Annotated in this window: 21 protein-coding genes; 19 read left to right on the plus strand and 2 right to left on the minus strand. The window is 43.9% G+C overall.

Annotated features, from left to right (window positions below; translation table 11 throughout):
* Nucleotides 1-123: 123 nt before the first annotated feature.
* From ABW391_RS01630 to ABW391_RS01700, 15 genes are all read left to right on the plus strand, one after another.
* Nucleotides 124-321: a hypothetical protein gene (locus ABW391_RS01630; RefSeq protein ID WP_353480068.1), complete on the plus strand. Its 198-nt coding sequence runs from the start codon at nucleotides 124-126 to the stop codon at nucleotides 319-321.
* Nucleotides 321-1,472, plus strand: coding sequence for a serine hydroxymethyltransferase (gene glyA / locus ABW391_RS01635; protein WP_353480069.1), 1,152 nt, complete (start codon nucleotides 321-323; stop codon nucleotides 1,470-1,472). The genes ABW391_RS01630 and glyA overlap by 1 nt, the downstream gene beginning before the upstream one ends.
* 180 nt (nucleotides 1,473-1,652) lie before the next feature.
* Nucleotides 1,653-1,880 carry a hypothetical protein gene (locus ABW391_RS01640; RefSeq protein ID WP_353480070.1) on the plus strand — a complete coding sequence of 76 codons (228 nt, stop codon included), beginning with the start codon at nucleotides 1,653-1,655 and terminating at the stop codon, nucleotides 1,878-1,880.
* Nucleotides 1,877-2,017 carry a hypothetical protein gene (locus tag ABW391_RS01645; protein WP_353480071.1) on the plus strand — a complete coding sequence of 47 codons (141 nt, stop codon included), beginning with the start codon at nucleotides 1,877-1,879 and terminating at the stop codon, nucleotides 2,015-2,017. Before ABW391_RS01640 ends, ABW391_RS01645 begins: the two co-directional genes overlap by 4 nt.
* 316 nt (nucleotides 2,018-2,333) lie before the next feature.
* Nucleotides 2,334-2,531, plus strand: coding sequence for a hypothetical protein (locus ABW391_RS01650; RefSeq protein WP_353480072.1), 198 nt, complete (start codon nucleotides 2,334-2,336; stop codon nucleotides 2,529-2,531).
* Between the two features lie 347 nt (nucleotides 2,532-2,878).
* Nucleotides 2,879-3,118, plus strand: a complete 240-nt coding sequence (locus ABW391_RS01655) for a hypothetical protein (protein WP_353480073.1) — start codon at nucleotides 2,879-2,881, stop codon at nucleotides 3,116-3,118.
* Nucleotides 3,119-3,129: 11 nt separating this feature from the next.
* On the plus strand, nucleotides 3,130-3,330 hold the full coding sequence (locus tag ABW391_RS01660; RefSeq protein ID WP_353480074.1) for a hypothetical protein: 201 nt from the start codon (nucleotides 3,130-3,132) through the stop codon (nucleotides 3,328-3,330).
* 37 nt (nucleotides 3,331-3,367) lie between these two features.
* Nucleotides 3,368-3,577, plus strand: a complete 210-nt coding sequence (locus ABW391_RS01665) for a hypothetical protein (protein WP_353480075.1) — start codon at nucleotides 3,368-3,370, stop codon at nucleotides 3,575-3,577.
* Complete coding sequence (locus ABW391_RS01670; RefSeq protein WP_353480076.1) at nucleotides 3,570-4,313, plus strand: hypothetical protein; 744 nt, start codon at nucleotides 3,570-3,572, stop codon at nucleotides 4,311-4,313. Before ABW391_RS01665 ends, ABW391_RS01670 begins: the two co-directional genes overlap by 8 nt.
* Entirely contained in the window at nucleotides 4,300-4,602 is a 303-nt protein-coding gene (locus ABW391_RS01675) for a hypothetical protein (RefSeq protein ID WP_353480077.1), read from the plus strand. The genes ABW391_RS01670 and ABW391_RS01675 overlap by 14 nt, the downstream gene beginning before the upstream one ends.
* Nucleotides 4,599-5,270: an FAD-dependent thymidylate synthase gene (thyX, locus tag ABW391_RS01680; RefSeq protein ID WP_353480078.1), complete on the plus strand. Its 672-nt coding sequence runs from the start codon at nucleotides 4,599-4,601 to the stop codon at nucleotides 5,268-5,270. Before ABW391_RS01675 ends, thyX begins: the two co-directional genes overlap by 4 nt.
* A 20-nt stretch (nucleotides 5,271-5,290) precedes the next feature.
* Nucleotides 5,291-5,614, plus strand: a complete 324-nt coding sequence (locus tag ABW391_RS01685; RefSeq protein ID WP_353480079.1) for a hypothetical protein — start codon at nucleotides 5,291-5,293, stop codon at nucleotides 5,612-5,614.
* On the plus strand, nucleotides 5,611-6,567 hold the full coding sequence (locus ABW391_RS01690) for an NAD-dependent epimerase/dehydratase family protein (RefSeq protein ID WP_353480080.1): 957 nt from the start codon (nucleotides 5,611-5,613) through the stop codon (nucleotides 6,565-6,567). Before ABW391_RS01685 ends, ABW391_RS01690 begins: the two co-directional genes overlap by 4 nt.
* Nucleotides 6,567-7,649, plus strand: coding sequence for a DegT/DnrJ/EryC1/StrS family aminotransferase (locus ABW391_RS01695; protein WP_353480081.1), 1,083 nt, complete (start codon nucleotides 6,567-6,569; stop codon nucleotides 7,647-7,649). Before ABW391_RS01690 ends, ABW391_RS01695 begins: the two co-directional genes overlap by 1 nt.
* The gene (locus tag ABW391_RS01700) at nucleotides 7,646-8,455 is read left to right on the plus strand and encodes a hypothetical protein (protein ID WP_353480082.1); all 810 of its coding nucleotides are present in this window, start codon (nucleotides 7,646-7,648) and stop codon (nucleotides 8,453-8,455) included. The genes ABW391_RS01695 and ABW391_RS01700 overlap by 4 nt, the downstream gene beginning before the upstream one ends.
* A gap of 2 nt (nucleotides 8,456-8,457) precedes the next feature.
* Here the strand turns inward: ABW391_RS01700 and ABW391_RS01705 are convergent, their stop codons facing one another.
* The gene (locus ABW391_RS01705; protein WP_353480083.1) at nucleotides 8,458-10,281 is read right to left on the minus strand and encodes a hypothetical protein; all 1,824 of its coding nucleotides are present in this window, start codon (nucleotides 10,279-10,281) and stop codon (nucleotides 8,458-8,460) included.
* On the opposite strand from ABW391_RS01705, the gene ABW391_RS01710 reads away from it, so the two are divergent.
* The 4 genes from ABW391_RS01710 to ABW391_RS01725 are packed head-to-tail and all read left to right on the plus strand — an operon-like array spanning nucleotide 10,280 to nucleotide 14,343.
* Nucleotides 10,280-11,401, plus strand: a complete 1,122-nt coding sequence (locus ABW391_RS01710) for a hypothetical protein (RefSeq protein ID WP_353480084.1) — start codon at nucleotides 10,280-10,282, stop codon at nucleotides 11,399-11,401. The two genes, ABW391_RS01705 and ABW391_RS01710, sit on opposite strands and share 2 nt — an antisense overlap.
* Complete coding sequence (locus ABW391_RS01715) at nucleotides 11,361-12,542, plus strand: hypothetical protein (RefSeq protein WP_353480085.1); 1,182 nt, start codon at nucleotides 11,361-11,363, stop codon at nucleotides 12,540-12,542. The genes ABW391_RS01710 and ABW391_RS01715 overlap by 41 nt, the downstream gene beginning before the upstream one ends.
* Nucleotides 12,529-13,566, plus strand: a complete 1,038-nt coding sequence (locus ABW391_RS01720) for a hypothetical protein (RefSeq protein WP_353480086.1) — start codon at nucleotides 12,529-12,531, stop codon at nucleotides 13,564-13,566. The genes ABW391_RS01715 and ABW391_RS01720 overlap by 14 nt, the downstream gene beginning before the upstream one ends.
* 57 nt (nucleotides 13,567-13,623) lie before the next feature.
* The gene (locus tag ABW391_RS01725; RefSeq protein WP_353480087.1) at nucleotides 13,624-14,343 is read left to right on the plus strand and encodes a hypothetical protein; all 720 of its coding nucleotides are present in this window, start codon (nucleotides 13,624-13,626) and stop codon (nucleotides 14,341-14,343) included.
* Here the strand turns inward: ABW391_RS01725 and ABW391_RS01730 are convergent.
* Nucleotides 14,317-15,795 carry a carbamoyltransferase C-terminal domain-containing protein gene (locus ABW391_RS01730; RefSeq protein ID WP_353480088.1) on the minus strand — a complete coding sequence of 493 codons (1,479 nt, stop codon included), beginning with the start codon at nucleotides 15,793-15,795 and terminating at the stop codon, nucleotides 14,317-14,319. The two genes, ABW391_RS01725 and ABW391_RS01730, sit on opposite strands and share 27 nt — an antisense overlap.
* Nucleotides 15,796-15,817: the final 22 nt, after the last annotated feature.

The raw sequence follows: 15,817 nt of genomic DNA on the forward strand, positions 1-15,817 counted from the left end.
GATTCAACGCAAGATTGCACGATTACGCGAACTCAGTCCATTGTGGGACATGTATCAAGATGGAATTGATCTGGACACCATTGAGTGGGCTAGTCATTGATTGATAATCAAAAGGAAAAAATTATGTTAAAAGATAGAAGAGTATTATTAGAACACGATCTTAAAATTGCACATGACCAGGCCGCACATACGTATTTAGATATTGTGACAAACAATGGCAACGTTCACAGTGAAGAATACCAACAGATGCGAGATCGTGTCACTAAATTAGAATTTGATCTCAATATGGTGAATAAATTAATTCACAAAGGCCATGAATAATGTTAGACCCGAGAATACACACAGCCTTGCTGAATGAAGGCCTTAGACAAGCAAATACTATTGAACTTATTGCCAGTGAAAACTATACCAGCCAAGCAGTAATGGACTTGTGCGGCAGTATCCTGACCAACAAATATGCAGAAGGTCTTCCTGGTAAACGTTATTACAATGGTTGTGAGCATGTGGATGATATTGAACGCACGGCCATTGAGTATGCCACTCGACTGTTTGGTTGTGGGCATGCCAATGTGCAACCGCATTCGGGTGCCAATGCCAACCTGGCAGTATTCAAGGCATTCCTAAAGCCCAGCGATTGTATCGTGGGCATGGATCTAGCATCAGGTGGACATTTGAGTCACGGTGCCAAAGTCAATGCTAGTGGTGCTTGGTTTGAATCACACTCATACGGTGTTAATGCTCGAGGCCTGATTGATTATGATGCTGTGGCTGAATTTGTTGAGTTCATCAAACCCCAAATGGTCATTGCCGGTGCCAGTAGTTACAGTCAAGTGATTGACTGGGCACGATTCCGTGAGATTGCAGACAGCGTAGGAGCCATCTTGTTGGCTGACGTTGCTCACTATTCAGGCCTAATTGCAGGCGGAGAATACCCAAGTCCATTCCCCCATGCCCATGTTGTGACCACAACCACACACAAAGGCCTGCGTGGGCCCAGAGGCGGCTTGATCCTATGGGATGATCCAGACCATAGCAAAAAGATCAACTCGGCTGTGTTTCCCGGCACTCAAGGTGGCCCACTCATGCACATCATTGCCGGCAAGGCACAGTGTTTCTATGAAGCACTACAACCTGAATTTAAACTGTATGCCAAGCGAGTCCGTATCAACGCACATGCTATGGCACAGGCATTCATAGATGCAGGAGTTGATGTGGTCAGTGGCGGAACACAGTGTCATATGTTCACTGTGGACTTACGCAAAGAAAAACTAAGCGGTCGCGAGTATGCTGATCTACTTGAGGCAAATGGTATCACTGTTAACAAGAATGGTGTGCCAGGCGAAACACGTAGTTTTACCGAAACATCAGGTGTGCGAGTTGGTGTTGCAGCCGAAACTACCCGTGGTCATGATGAAGCATGGTTCAAACAATTAGCCACAAAGATGATTGCAATTTTACAAGATGGAAATTAGCCGGTTTGCTTGGTGGCCCACCAAAATGACCAGTGGTCAATCAATTTGGTTGACAAAATACATACAACATCGTATACTATATGATACATCAACAGGTAGACCACCATTGAACAGTTTGTACTTTGAGTGGACAGAAACATCCAAAGAAAAATTTTGGCGGCTTTTAAAAGAAAACAAGAAATGAATCAACGCATCAAAGAACTTGCACTCACATGCGGCGGCTGGAATCAAGTGTACGGCGATCAAAAATTTATGACCAAAGAAACATTTAATGTTGAAAAGTTCGCAGAGTTGATTGTCAAGGACTGTGCTCACATGGCAGAATCTTTCCATCATCATCAATACGATTTTACAGGTAATTTAGAATTACACGAATGTATAAAAGAACATTTCGGAGTTGAACCATGAACAACGCATTGAAAGCAATAGCAGTAGAGGCCGGCGCACCAGAGGAAGTATTGAATACCCTTTGGTTTAGCATCTTTTGTCAGAAGTTTGCACACCTGATTGTTGAAGAACTTGAGAAGGATGTAGTTGAACAATGATCGAACTTGAAACTGCGCTGAAAAATCACAACTGGAGTTTAGACGGGTACACGACTCGACCCGGTATAGACCAACTGATCAAAGAAACTCCCGATACAGGCAAAACACTATGGGAACAATATTGTCCGTGGAGTGAGACCAATGGTGGATATATCAAATGGAGTCAACATGAATGACTTTTTGCAAGCACTAGCGCCTTTTGTCTGGGGTTTTGTACTGGGATACTTTTGGCATCCTGTATGGATCTTGTGCAAGAGGATTTATCAAGAGGCCCGACTGGCCAAACAACAATGGAGAAACCCCAATGGAAGTTGAAATGATTGAGAAAACAAAAGATCGATTTGATCTAGAGCAAGAGATCTTGGAGTGCTGGAAAGTCACCAATGACATTCAGATGTACGTTGATCAAGGTGCCGCAACAGAAGATTTCAAGGTACTGGCCGAATATTACGAGCGCAAGTTCAATCTCTTGTGGAATACATTTGAATCAATGGTTCACACAAGAAAGATGTGAGTGAGATTCAACGACGCATGACTGAACTCATGCGTCCGATAGAGCAACAGATCCTCATGTGCGATAGCCGTGAAGATCAATTGATGATGGCTTGTGCTATGTTGCAACGCACAAGAGAATTGTTCGACCTTCACATTGGTGAAGACGGACGCAAAACAATGTTTAAGGATTTGATATAATGTACGCATGGATAATAAAACATCAAGATGTTATTTCTGGCTTTGTGTCAGGTATTGCATTGATGACTGCCGCAGATTACTTTGCTCGAGGCGATATGGCATATGGCAGTTTGAGCCTGTTTGTTTCAGTGGCAAACTTATTGCTTTCGGGCAAAAAAATTGGCGACAATGGGCAATCAAACTGATTACTTTAACCGTATAGGCTACCAAGCCGTATGGGACATAGGTGATCGAGTGATCGGCAAATGGAACAAGATCCCGTTTGTGGGCACAGTTGGCAACGATCGCTTGCTCAACCACCGCGATGGTCCTGAGATCACCATACACCTAGATTTACCTATCAGGTTTGACAATCGCATATATAACTTTATCATTGTCAAGCACAAGGATATTAAGGAGTATAAATGAACTCAGTCGACATGGCCACTAACTTGATCTTTAGGGCAAAAAACTTACAGGAATTCGTAGTGACTACAGAACTTCCAGATGATTTTGCTTTCCGTGGTGTCATACCATTCGATATGCAAATTACGGGTAGTATACTAGAAGCACGGGTTTGGGCAGTGGACTTCAACGAAGCAGTTGATCGCCTAAACGAATTTCTCCAAAATGACGATTAAAATAATTTATATAGGCATTTAGACATTAAATATCTATATGGAAAACGCACAACTTACCATTGCCGATTTGGCAAGTCTCAAACAAATCATTGATGCCGCATGTACTCGCGGCGCATTCCGAGCCGCAGAGATGAAATCTGTTGGTGATGTTTATGATAAACTTTCTGCCTTTCTGGACACTGTTGTAGCCCAACAGCATGCCCAAGAAGCAGAACAAGCACAACCTCAAGGAGATCAAAATGCTTAAACATATAGGACGACACGGTGACCGCAAGGTTGCTATTCTCTACAGAGAAGTACCTGGCGAGGAGCATATGTGCCTTGTGGTATATCCAGAAACCATGCCCACACACATTCATAATAGTATCATGGCCACATTGGAAAGTGCTCCAGGACAAGCCGCAACGAACTTGTCAGAAGTGTTGCACCGCAATTTGTTGCCTGATGGTCGTGCTCAATTAGAAGCCCTGCACCGTGAAGGCATGATTAAGAAGATTTCTACCAATCAAGTGATTGTAACTCCCAGTGCTCAAAGCAGTGTAAAATTGGATGAGATGAACAAAATCATCCGCGAAATGGAACAAGGCGGAGAAGCACTCAAACGTCTACAAGAACTTGATGCCAGCGCCGGCATGGTTGACCCTGCACAAAAGCGCAAGGCCGAAGCAGAATACAAACGCAGAGAAGAACGCAAAGCACAAGATACAGCCACACCGTATGTGCCACCATTGACCAGCACCGACGGTGCTCTAGATGACAAAACTCTTGCAGCCAACATGTTGGCACAGGCCAAACGTATGGAAATAGAAGCCAAAGGCATGATTGCCGAAGCCGCTCGCATGAAGAAACAAGCACAAGGGTTGAATCCCAGTGTCAATGCAAAAGAATATATTACACCTGTTGCAGAATCAGTCGCCCCTACGGCACCAAAAAAAGGTCGTCCTCCTAAAGCCAAGGTAGTGACAGCCGATGCCGTTCAGTGATGAATTCATTCAACAGTGGGAACACATTATTGAACAAGTCAATAAAACAGAAGTCCCACTTGAGTGCATTAAAAAAGTTGTGATTAGATTAGGTGATCGTCGTCAAAAAACGATTAATCTGGCCGCACTAAGACGACAGGGTCTTGACCTAGAAGAAGTTGAAACTATCTTGACCCGCACACTAACTGAACTTGGTGACACAGTTCGGGACATTGACTTTGTGGTCGATGTTACCGAAGTTGCCAAACTTGTTCAGCCCGAAACCGATAAACTTTTAAAAGATCTATGAATGTCCGACTTGTCTCCTATTCGCAACCAACAGAAGACTTTAGAGCCCAGGGCATTGACGATGCTCAAGAACTTATCGCTTTCTGCGCACGAGTATCCAATCCCTCCAACCAGTTCAACAATGAAACCAGTGAAAAACTCATCCGATACCTTGTGCGACACCAGCACTGGAGTCCACTCGAAATGGTCAGTGCTTGCATGGAAATTACGACAACACGAGATATTGCACGGCAAATCCTCAGACACCGAAGTTTCAGTTTCCAAGAATTCAGTCAACGATATGCTGACCCGACAACGGATCTTGAATTCGTTACCCGCAGTGGAAGACTTCAAGACCCAAAGAATCGACAAAACAGCATAGAGCACGACGATAACTTGTTGGAGAACGAATGGTATCGTGCTCAACAGCGAGTTATCTATGCGGCAAAACGTGAGTACGAATGGGCTATCAAGAACGGTATTGCCAAGGAACAGGCTCGTGCTGTGCTACCCGAAGGACTAATTCAAAGTCGCTTATACATGAACGGTACATTGCGATCATGGATTCACTTTATCGAACTACGTTCAGGTAATGGCACACAACTAGAACATCAAGCAGTGGCAGTTGAGTGTGCCCGGGCCATTGCCGCAATCTTCCCAATGGCCTCAGACTTGGTTGCAAAAAACTAATTGCTGTGCTATACTTGTGTATGGCAATAACACACAATGAGCAAGTTGAGCATTGGCAACCTGAACAAGTCAAAATCATCGGCGATCGAGCCATACGTTTTCGTGACGTGTGTGTACACGAAATACGCATGGGTGATGTAGAAGATCCGGATTTAATGGTTGCTGAACCCATATGGAAATGGCAACAATCAGATGCTGGACAATTCATAATGGAACATGCCGAAGACAAACCTTACTGGACTCGTAGTATAGACCCACACACGTATGGGCACTTATATCGTATCGTGGCCCGACTCAGCGAACAAAACGAAACTTTTTGGAAACTTAAATGGGGAAATAAATGAAATTTTTAGTAACTGGAGGCATGGGCCTCATTGGACACAATGTAGTCGAACGACTAGAAGCCAAGGATCACGAAGTTGTGATTGTGGACATCATGACCAACTACGGCATCATTCCACAAGACGAACTAGAGTACTTGTTGGATGAGCGTAGTAAAAAGATCCGGACACAGCACATATATCGTACTGATATCTCCAATGCCGAAGCATTTGATCGCGTGGTAGAGAACCACAAGCCTGAAGTAATCATACACATGGCAAGTTTTCCCCGACAGAAAGTTGTCAACGCCAACCCTGCCTGGGGTGCTAGAGTCATGATGGAAGGACTGATCAACATTTGCGAGAGTGCCAAAAAACATCAAGTTGAACGTGTGGTGTACATATCTAGTAGCATGGTGTACGGAGACTTCGAAGATCAAGTACTAGAAGATGACCCATGCAACCCTATTGGTCAGTATGGAATTATGAAATTATGTGGAGAAGATCTTGTTAAAGACTATCAGCGTCGCGGCGCTTTCGATTACGCTATTATTAGGCCTAGTGCTGTATACGGCCCCTTGGACGTGGAAGACCGAGTTGTGGCCAAATTTATGCTCACAGCCATGCGAGGAGGCACTCTCCGCGTTAATGGGGTATCCGAGACACTAGACTTTACCTATGTGGATGATGCCGCTGATGGTATTGTTGCGGCTGCCACCCGTATTATGAGTGCCAATAAAACATTCAACATTACCAAATCACACTCTGTTAGTTTGCTAGAAGCCGCTGAAATGATTGTGAAGATTGTGGGAAAAGGCACAATTGAAACACGTGACAAAGACGCAGACTTTCCGTCACGTGGTGCGTTAAATATTGATCGTGCAAAGACCATACTAGGGTATGATCCCCGAGTAGACGTTGAACAAGGATTCCAAAATTATTACAAGTGGTTAAGTGAATCTTCATACTGGAATTAATGACAACCACCGGCCTTACTATCCCCTTTACTGGTCTCCGAAAACAGTATAATAATCTCCGCAAAGAAATCCTGGACACAACAGATGAAGTGTTGCGTTCAGGTGTTCTCATGAACGGTAACAATACTGCTGAGTTTGAGAATTGGTTGGCTCGCAAGAACAATGTGGGATATGCTGTTACTTGCCACTCAGGTACACAAGCCTTGGAAATCATTGCTGGCTTCTATGCTGGTGATATCAACATACGCCCGCCGCGAGTGCTGGTACCTGCCATGACCTTTCCAGCCACTGCCAATGCTTTTTTGCGCACAGGTTGGACAGTGGAATTAGTAGATACGGATGCATATGGACAAATGGATCTGCGCAAAATTGACAAGAAGAACACGAGTATACAGGCCATCTGTGCCGTGGGCTTGTATGGACAGTCAGTCAAGGATCAATACTTCTACTACACAGATACCATAATAGAAGATGGTGCTCAGCACTGGTTGGCCAGCAACTGCCACAGACTCAGTAATAGTTGTGCTATCAGTTTTGATCCCACAAAGAACCTTGCCAACTATGGCAATGGCGGTGCTGTGGTCACACGTGATGCACAACTTGCGACCTACGCTAGAGACTGGGTCAACAACGGAAAACATCTTGGCCATCGGGATCCTGGAACCAACAGTCGCATGAGTGAAGTTGACTGTGCGCAGATGATGGTCAAGACTCATTATATAGATGCATGGCAGAAACGACGTGGAGAGATTGCGGCACACTGGATTGAACGATTGAAACAGCGTAATGTACGTTCGTTAATCGACGACAGCAATTTTAAAGATCATTCTTATCACAAGTTTGTGATTGAAGTAGATGCACGAGACGAAGTGCAAAAGCAAATGAGTTTGCGCAAGATTGAAACCCGAGTACACTATTCCGATCCCTTGTGGGATTTGCCAGCCTACGAAGGCATGGGCGAGTACAATATGTTGAGTGCGGCTTATGCGTTGACTAGGCGTTGCTTGAGTTTGCCTATCTATCCTGAACTTAGTGATTTAGAAGTAGAATACATTATCGATCAGTTGTTAGAGATAGTATGATCAAAATAGATTTCCACGGCAGCACACACGGACATTTTTTAGAATATGTTAGCAATGTGTATATCATGCAGACACCCCCAAGTCAACAGAGCATATTTGAACCGCCAACTTATTCAGCACATGCGCCTGATGAAGATTATCGCACACATCGATTAATCACATGTGGTCATTATTTTGATCCAAGATATAATTTTACAATTGACCGTGAAGACACTGTGATTAGAATTGTACTAAACACCCAAGATGATAATTTATTTTTTATTGCCCTAACAAATCTCATGTACAAAGCCGGCGATGTAGGCTTTGAAAAACAGATGCTTTCCATTCCCGAATCTATTAAAAATAATCCTGTTCTTGTTAGAAACAATTGGTATAGTAAATTTAATGAAAGAGAGATGTATGCAAACTTCTATGCCGATTTTGTTCCAATAGATCAACCAGTGTTCAAATTTAATTTTGATTCATTTTTTTCTTTTGAAAAATTTTGTATCGAACTAAATCATTTGGCAATTTTTCTTGACCAAACTTTTTTCCCCGACGAATCTTTATATAAACTCTGGGTAGAATTTATTGCTTATAACCAAGGATGGCAATCATACGTTAAATGTAATCGTATACTAGAAGATGTATTTGCCAACGAATCTACCAGCATAGACTGTACCATAATAGAACAAGGGTGGTTGAACTACAAATTGTCTATGATCTGTAGAATTTACGACGGGTTATTATTTGAAGATGTTGTTTATCCAACCAATACACAAACTGTATATAACGCAATTAGTGGTCATCTCAGTAGTCTAAGATAACGCTATTGATCAGTTGTTAAAGATCGTTTGACCAAGGCATAGGTGGCCAACCAGGCCCATTCATAACTCTTGTGGAGTGCCGCAAAATCCCCGCCAACTTCTTCATAGTAGTCCACAGCATCTTGAGCGCCTTTTTGGCTCCATTTGCCTTTGCTATGATCTACGGTGAGCCACTGCTTTAATCTGTATTCATTCTCTACATCGGGCAAACTGGCCCGTAACTTCAAACATTCTCTAAATGCAGTACGCCAAGCAATCCAGGCTGAATCATAATACATGGTCTCTCCCGATAGTATAGGCACTACTTCGTGTAGTTGATCCAAAGTAAAATCCAGCCCACGGCCTTTATTTTCCAATGCAAGTTGCTTGTTGTAAGCAATCATGCCTTGATGTCCATATTGCAGGTCGTTAATTGTGTTTTGTGCATGAAAGATATAGTGTTTGGCCGCTTGCATACGATCAGGTTGCCAAGTCCAATCAAAATGCAGATTCACTCGCAGTTTAGCAAACACAGCAAAGAACCAAGGTGTAGTACTTGCTTGGGCAGCCGCATGATAGGCAGCCACACGGCCATTGATTCCGTCCACATGATGTATGCGATTGAGATTAGAGTTCATATTAGCCATAGTTGCTGTTTCCAACCAACGCAAGTTTGCATTTGCATCTTTTTCTCCGTTTGAAATAAACACAATGTCCAAAGGTTTATCTTTTAATCCCGAACCACGATGTGTTCGATCTATGTAAGGATAATCATACAACTGTGTCTTGATATAGGCAACTGCTGTTCGAGGAACAATTACACTGGTAGCACCTTTACTCATTGGTACAATAGTTTTAGTTTGTTCCCTCCACAATGGCACTGTGGCCTGGTTGTTAGGGATATAATCTTTTGTGACAAACAATGCCAGGGGCCCTGCCCAGTCTAGTGTGCGAACAGCATCTGCTTGACTGTCAAAGTCATGTGCAATAACAGGCATGAGTCTACGTGGCACACTAGCGTCAACAAAGTTGCAGTCATAACATTCCAGCAGTTCTACACGCTCAGCACGATGAGCAAATGTAGGCACATGCATGAAGAACGTGTCTCCAAACTTTTCGTCATCACTGGCAAATACATGTAACATACCTGCTTGCCATTGTTCAGGGTGCCACGAAAAGTCAAAGTCAGTGTAATCACAAATGCTACTACATACCCACACAAACTCATGTTCAGAGCCCACGCTCTTGGCTATACGTATGAGTGTGTCCCGGTAGTTGTCAAAGTAACGCACACGTCGAGTGGTATTGGCAATTTCACCCGCGGCACCATCCATGTGATCTATTTCATATATGGCTGTGGCCACCCGACTGGTTGTCACACGCATTTGGTCCACAAACTTTATGTCTGTTGCGCCGGGCACATGATACTGTGGACCACCTGTGCGTTGATGCTGTGTGCCAAATTGATATATGTAAGGAGGATCTGTTGGGTCTGGGTGCCATGTGGTATCAAATGATTCAATAGTATCAGGAATCGACCAGTTGGCAATGTCACTACAAACACGTACAATACCGAGTGTGGCATGATAGTTTGTGTCTGTGTATCCAGACTTTGGAACTAGATATGTTCCTGAATCTTTTTGCCACTGGCTGGGCCACGCATGGCGTTGCGTGGCTTGCCAAGGTACTGGCTCCCAAAGCCAATCCCACTCAGAGTAGTCACATAAGTATGTGATCCACCAAAAATATCTTGTGCGGCTCATGGTCTGCGCATGCTCAATTGATTCAGCCTCACGCTCGTGTGCAAATTGATTGGGTTTAGTCCCCGAATAGAATACGTCAAACATGATTAGAATAGATGAAATTTACAACAATACATTCTGGCCTTGGTTGCGCCAAAATTGTCCTGGTGTACGTGCGTTGATGTGCGATCCTTTTGGGCGCAGTGATCCTGACAGTGTTATTGGGTATGGTAGAGAAGATGTACACGAACACAATTATATATTCTTTTTTGACCAAGAGCCTATACATTTGAACATACACACGGCAACATTTGACCGTGTTAGAGCAAACAATGCAGATTTACAAAACAAACGTGCTCCAATTGGTGCTATATGTACTAGTGAACGTGATAGTGACAATGTGGATACTCTATGTGCCAGGTACGGATGGAAAAGATATTATTACTTTTTTCATGGATGGGCCGCACTAGATTGGTATCGCGGCTACAGTAAGACATTCTTGATCAAACCTATAAAAGAACGTACAATAGTCAAAACATTTATTGCCCCCAATCGTATCGTTGCAGGCGAACGCCAACATAGACTAGAAATACTGTATCACATATTCCGGAACAAACTCACTGACAATCACATAAGTTGCCCTGATGTCTGTCCATCTGAACACATTTCAATACACGAAGCCATCAAGCCTTTGGCTCACAAGTATCCAGACATTGAGACTGTGTTTGCCAGTCAATCCCTTCCGATCAACTTTGCCAACGAAACAGACCATCCCATGCACTCATGTTGGTTGAGTTTGTTTGATGAATCAGCAGAAAGTTTACTGTATCTTGTGACTGAAACTGTGTATACTGGACGCAGACATCACTTGACAGAGAAAACCTTTAAACCCATTGCCCTAGGCATGCCATTTGTGATTGTGGGAACTTGTGGCAGTTTAGAATATTTGCGCAGTTACGGTTTCCGTACATTTGAAGGTATATGGGACGAAAGTTATGATCAAGCCAATGATGAAGATCGTATTGCTAGAATTGCAAGTTTGTTACGTAGTCTAGATGAATTGCCGTCAGCAGGTAAACAACACTTGTTTGATCAGGCACAGGAAGTCGTAGAGCACAATTGGAATCATTTTTACAACGGCGGGTTTGAAGCTGTACTGTGGACAGAACTAAAGGAAATGTTAAATGGTATTGAATCTAGTATCGGATCGCATAGTCCAGGGTAAAATATATCCTGCGCTGGCTCGACATCAAGCAGAACCTTACACACAATCATGGCGTGAGTTTGAACAGCATTGGCCCGGTACTGTGCCATTTAGACCTCAAGAGTACTGTGAGAATCATGGCGTTCGATTGAACATGTTCGGACCCAACGAAGTGTGGCCTGCTGATGCATTTTATCCCATTGGACTGGGATTCTTTAACTTTGCTATAGACTACTTTGATCTACTACCCCAGCGTGTGTTTGCCGAACTTTCACATGGTCGCATACGCATATTGTTTTACTATCACGAAGGTGACAATCCTGTAAAGATCAAACAACGACTGGATGCATTGGTAGTTCAACACCAATTGCCCGCTGGTTGTTATAGATTTGTCAGTGGCAACACAGCCGCACGTGACTTAGAAAACTTTGTGTATTTCTGTGATTTTGAACTGTGGTATTGGCATCGCAATCATGCCACTGCTCCATTGGCCATACACAATCAACCACGAGAGCGTGAGTTTACAGCCTTGAACAGATTACACAAAACATGGCGTGCCACAGCAATGGCCGACTTGCTACAACATCATGTGTTGAACAACAGTTACTGGAGTTATTGTGAATCAGGTGAGGTTGTGGATGAAGAAAACCCTATCGAGATTGATCGGTTTGGTAATCTAAGAGCCGCAACAGAGCAATTCTTAAAATCAGCACCGTACTACAGCGATGAGTTAAATCAAACAGAACGTAACAATCATGCCGACCTTGTGAGCAAGTATTTCTCGAACAGTTACTGCCACATTGTGATGGAAACACATTTTGACGCTGATCAATCTGGCGGTGCGTTCTTGACAGAAAAAACATTCAAGCCTATCAAGCACGGGCAAATGTTTTTTGTAGTAGGGCCAGCAGGCAGTCTACAAACCCTACGCAATCTGGGTTATAGAACATTTGATGGCATCCTGGACAACAGTTATGATTACGATCCGAACAATACACATCGTTGGACCAAACTGCGCAATGCAATTGTTCAAGCACAATCTGATTTGCCCAGATTACATGCTCGTGCCAGGGCAGACATAGAACACAACCAACGTTTATTTCTCAAGAGCAAGACGGCCCGCTTAAATATCCTACTCGAGCACATAAATGAATCCTATTAACAGTTATACAAGTTGGCAACCCCTTGAAGAAGTCATAGTCGGCCGTGCGTACAGCCCAGACTATTTTGACTTCATCGAGAACGCACAAGTGCGCGATCAGTTGCAACAAATCCTTTTTGAGACTGAAGAAGACCTTGCCAACTTGCAACGCACAATAGAAAAGTCGGGTGCTCGAGTACGTCGTCCTGACTTGCCCAACCGTGAACACTTTATTCAATCACAGGTTCACGGACAAGGCGCTCCGCTACCTCCATTAACTCCCCGCGACTGGCAAATCACACTAGGCGACAAACTACTGCGTGTGTTGGCTGTTCAGGAACTAAACTCATTATGTACTGAATACACCCAAACAGGCGGAACCATTATCAATCCACACGGACCCACTGGCTGGGATGAGAACTGTATTCTTAATCAAGCAAGTGCAAGTTGTATTGTGCGTGTGGGTCGCGATGTCTTCTTTGATAACTCAGACTTCTTGAAGCCAGAACAAACCCGCTGGATTGTGGACAATGTGTTGGGTTCTGAATATCGCATCCATGAAGCCATTACAGATGGCCATGGAGATGCTGTGTTTGCTATTCTCAAGCCTGGAGTGTTGCTGAGTTCCAAACACGATGTTAACTTGGATCTAGCCCGAGACTTCCCTGGCTGGGACGTATGCAAGATATGGGATTCAAGTATCTGGGCTGCCATGGAAGTGGGCAAGTTCAAGTACGAACAATCACCAGGTGCTTGGTATGTACAAGGACAAACGCCCACTCCAGAGTTCACGCAGTTTGTGGACACCTACCTAAACAAGTGGACTGGCTTTGTGGCCGAAACTGTGTTTGATGTCAACTGCTTGGTTCTAGACGAAAGCCAGGTTATCTTTTCAGCATACAACAAAGAAGTGTTTGACTACTGCCGCAAGCATCGGATTGAACCTATCATCAGCGAACTGCGTCATTCATACTTCTGGGATGGCGGCATCTCATGCTGTACACAAGACATCCGACGTAGGGGCGGGTTAGAAACTTACCTCTGAATATCAACTGACCAGGTGCCTTGATGTGCTAATTCCGTATATGAGAATCTCAGAATTATGAAAATTAGATCAACTCCCAGAGTGTTTGAAATCATCAACCACTTGAAATACAAAAATCTTGTGGTTGGTGGTTGTAGTTTTACCTACAACACCAGCAATACTGACTCGTGTTCGTGGCCGTATTACCTAAGGGACAAGTGCGGATTCGATCAAGTATACGATTGTTCGGTTGAAGGAGCCGGCAATTATCAAATTCTAACCAGCGTAATTCATGCATTAGAAACTCAAGATTTAAATCCCAGGGAAACGCTGGTGGTTATTATGTGGAGTGGGTACGGACGCGATAGTATTATTGTGCCTGCAAAATCTGTTGTTGACACCGGGCCTGTTTACAACTATACTGATCAAGTTGCTGGCATTAATACCACAAGCAAGCACAGCCAAAAAAATAATCTGAGCCGAGCACTTGAAAATTATATACATGTTATTGCTTTATGGAACTATCTAAAAACTCAACAGTACCAATGTGTGTTTTTAGAATTTGTTGATCCAAAAATACCCAACAGAGGAATGACCTTTAATATTGTGGATTTTTTACCCACTAAACTGAAAAGCAAATTCTTGGCAATGTTTACTAATGTTGAAAACTTCTATTCATATTGCCTAAAGAATGCGCAATTGCAAGAAGATGATTTCCACCCTACCATGCAAGGGCACCTAGATTGGACTCATAATGTTCTTGCGCCAGCGTTAACTGCAAACAGTTACGCCGTATAACTTTTTAAAGCGATCTGCGTCTGCTCGATCGTTGACCATGGGCTCCCCACGTATGTTCAAACTGGTATTTAATAGCATAGGGCATCCTGTTAGCACATACCATTTTTCCAGTAATTCTCTTATGCCCGATCCGTCCTGCGCCACAGTTTGTACTCGGCTGGTGCCATCAACATGACAAATAGCAGGAGTAAGGTCAGGCTGGCGACACCTAGCGACTGACTGCATATAAGGACTATGATGCCAACCGGTTGGCATATCAAAATAGTCATCAGCCACCTCAGCCAGTATGACCGGGGCAAACGGCCTAAACTGTTGACGACGTTTGATAGCATTTACTTTCTCCTTGATCTCGCTGCCTCTAGGGTCTGCAAGGAGGCTACGGTTTCCCAGTGCGCGGGGACCGAACTCGGCTCGTCCCGAGGCGACTCCAACAATCTGTTCAGTAAGTAGCCGATCCAAAAGGCCATTAACGGGATAAGGCCCAGAAATATCATGCCCCAAATAAGCACTGCGCCAGTTAATTCTACGCCCAAGAGCCAAAGCGGCAGCACCAAGGCTACTGCCAGCATCACCGGGACAAGGCATAATCCAAATATTTTCAAAGTATTCTCCTAGCATACGGTTGGCGGTGCAATTCAGCGCCACCCCACCCATATATACCAGATTTTGACTAAAACCCATGTTTCTAGCACGAATCATCACTTGACGGATAAGATCCTCTGCTACCATTTGAGCAGCCGCCGCAATGTTTTCGTTACTAGAACCTATCAAGAAATCTTCACTCATTCCTGTGTGAAAGTTGTGTCGTAATTCAATGTCACGTTCGTTGGCAATCACATGCTCGCGCATGTCGTGATACCAGGTGTTTCGACCCCAGGCGGCCATGCCCATGGTGATGTATTCTTCGTCTAATGGGTGTAGGCCAATGCGTTCAGTTACCGCACTATAGAACAGGCCAATTGAGTGCGGGTAAACCTGACGCCATAATCTCGTATACTTTGCCACGCCTTTTTTATCATATTCTGCACCCCATATTGATATTGTATCCCATTCACCTATTGCATCTATCACTACTACTGTGGCATGTTCAAATGGTGACGTTTGAAATCCCCCTGCCGCATGCGATAAATGATGATTGAAACTATGCACACGATCAGCTTCAATTTGTCCGCCTAACTGTTTATTTAATATTTGTTTTACTGTTAACTTGTCCCATTCAACACCTTGCCCTGCGTACCATTGTCGTGCTTGTTTTGCCCAAGGGCGTTCATAATATGCAACTACTTCAGGCCCATATTCTAGCACTTCGTCTAACAAGCCTTGACAAAAGTCTGCGTCATTTTTCTTTTTGCTGTAACGCTCTGAATGACCAGCAAACAGGATCTCCCCATCAGGTGAGATAACTGTGGCCGCCGCATCGTGAAAGCCTGCTGAAATACCTAGGATATTCATTTGTAGATAAAAGGGTCTCGTT

The sequence above is a fragment of the Haliscomenobacter sp. genome (assembly GCF_040403615.1).
Taxonomy (GTDB): domain Bacteria; phylum Bacteroidota; class Bacteroidia; order Chitinophagales; family Saprospiraceae; genus Haliscomenobacter.

Coding starts and splice junctions, on each gene's coding strand:
- ABW391_RS01630 (WP_353480068.1), top strand. CDS start 124: ATGTTAAAAGATAGAAGAGTATTATTAGAACACGATCTTAAAATTGCA.
- glyA (WP_353480069.1), top strand. CDS start 321: ATGTTAGACCCGAGAATACACACAGCCTTGCTGAATGAAGGCCTTAGA.
- ABW391_RS01640 (WP_353480070.1), top strand. CDS start 1,653: ATGAATCAACGCATCAAAGAACTTGCACTCACATGCGGCGGCTGGAAT.
- ABW391_RS01645 (WP_353480071.1), top strand. CDS start 1,877: ATGAACAACGCATTGAAAGCAATAGCAGTAGAGGCCGGCGCACCAGAG.
- ABW391_RS01650 (WP_353480072.1), top strand. CDS start 2,334: ATGATTGAGAAAACAAAAGATCGATTTGATCTAGAGCAAGAGATCTTG.
- ABW391_RS01655 (WP_353480073.1), top strand. CDS start 2,879: ATGGGCAATCAAACTGATTACTTTAACCGTATAGGCTACCAAGCCGTA.
- ABW391_RS01660 (WP_353480074.1), top strand. CDS start 3,130: ATGGCCACTAACTTGATCTTTAGGGCAAAAAACTTACAGGAATTCGTA.
- ABW391_RS01665 (WP_353480075.1), top strand. CDS start 3,368: ATGGAAAACGCACAACTTACCATTGCCGATTTGGCAAGTCTCAAACAA.
- ABW391_RS01670 (WP_353480076.1), top strand. CDS start 3,570: ATGCTTAAACATATAGGACGACACGGTGACCGCAAGGTTGCTATTCTC.
- ABW391_RS01675 (WP_353480077.1), top strand. CDS start 4,300: ATGCCGTTCAGTGATGAATTCATTCAACAGTGGGAACACATTATTGAA.
- thyX (WP_353480078.1), top strand. CDS start 4,599: ATGAATGTCCGACTTGTCTCCTATTCGCAACCAACAGAAGACTTTAGA.
- ABW391_RS01685 (WP_353480079.1), top strand. CDS start 5,291: ATGGCAATAACACACAATGAGCAAGTTGAGCATTGGCAACCTGAACAA.
- ABW391_RS01690 (WP_353480080.1), top strand. CDS start 5,611: ATGAAATTTTTAGTAACTGGAGGCATGGGCCTCATTGGACACAATGTA.
- ABW391_RS01695 (WP_353480081.1), top strand. CDS start 6,567: ATGACAACCACCGGCCTTACTATCCCCTTTACTGGTCTCCGAAAACAG.
- ABW391_RS01700 (WP_353480082.1), top strand. CDS start 7,646: ATGATCAAAATAGATTTCCACGGCAGCACACACGGACATTTTTTAGAA.
- ABW391_RS01710 (WP_353480084.1), top strand. CDS start 10,280: ATGATTAGAATAGATGAAATTTACAACAATACATTCTGGCCTTGGTTG.
- ABW391_RS01705 (WP_353480083.1), bottom strand. CDS start 10,281: ATGTTTGACGTATTCTATTCGGGGACTAAACCCAATCAATTTGCACAC.
- ABW391_RS01715 (WP_353480085.1), top strand. CDS start 11,361: ATGGTATTGAATCTAGTATCGGATCGCATAGTCCAGGGTAAAATATAT.
- ABW391_RS01720 (WP_353480086.1), top strand. CDS start 12,529: ATGAATCCTATTAACAGTTATACAAGTTGGCAACCCCTTGAAGAAGTC.
- ABW391_RS01725 (WP_353480087.1), top strand. CDS start 13,624: ATGAAAATTAGATCAACTCCCAGAGTGTTTGAAATCATCAACCACTTG.
- ABW391_RS01730 (WP_353480088.1), bottom strand. CDS start 15,795: ATGAATATCCTAGGTATTTCAGCAGGCTTTCACGATGCGGCGGCCACA.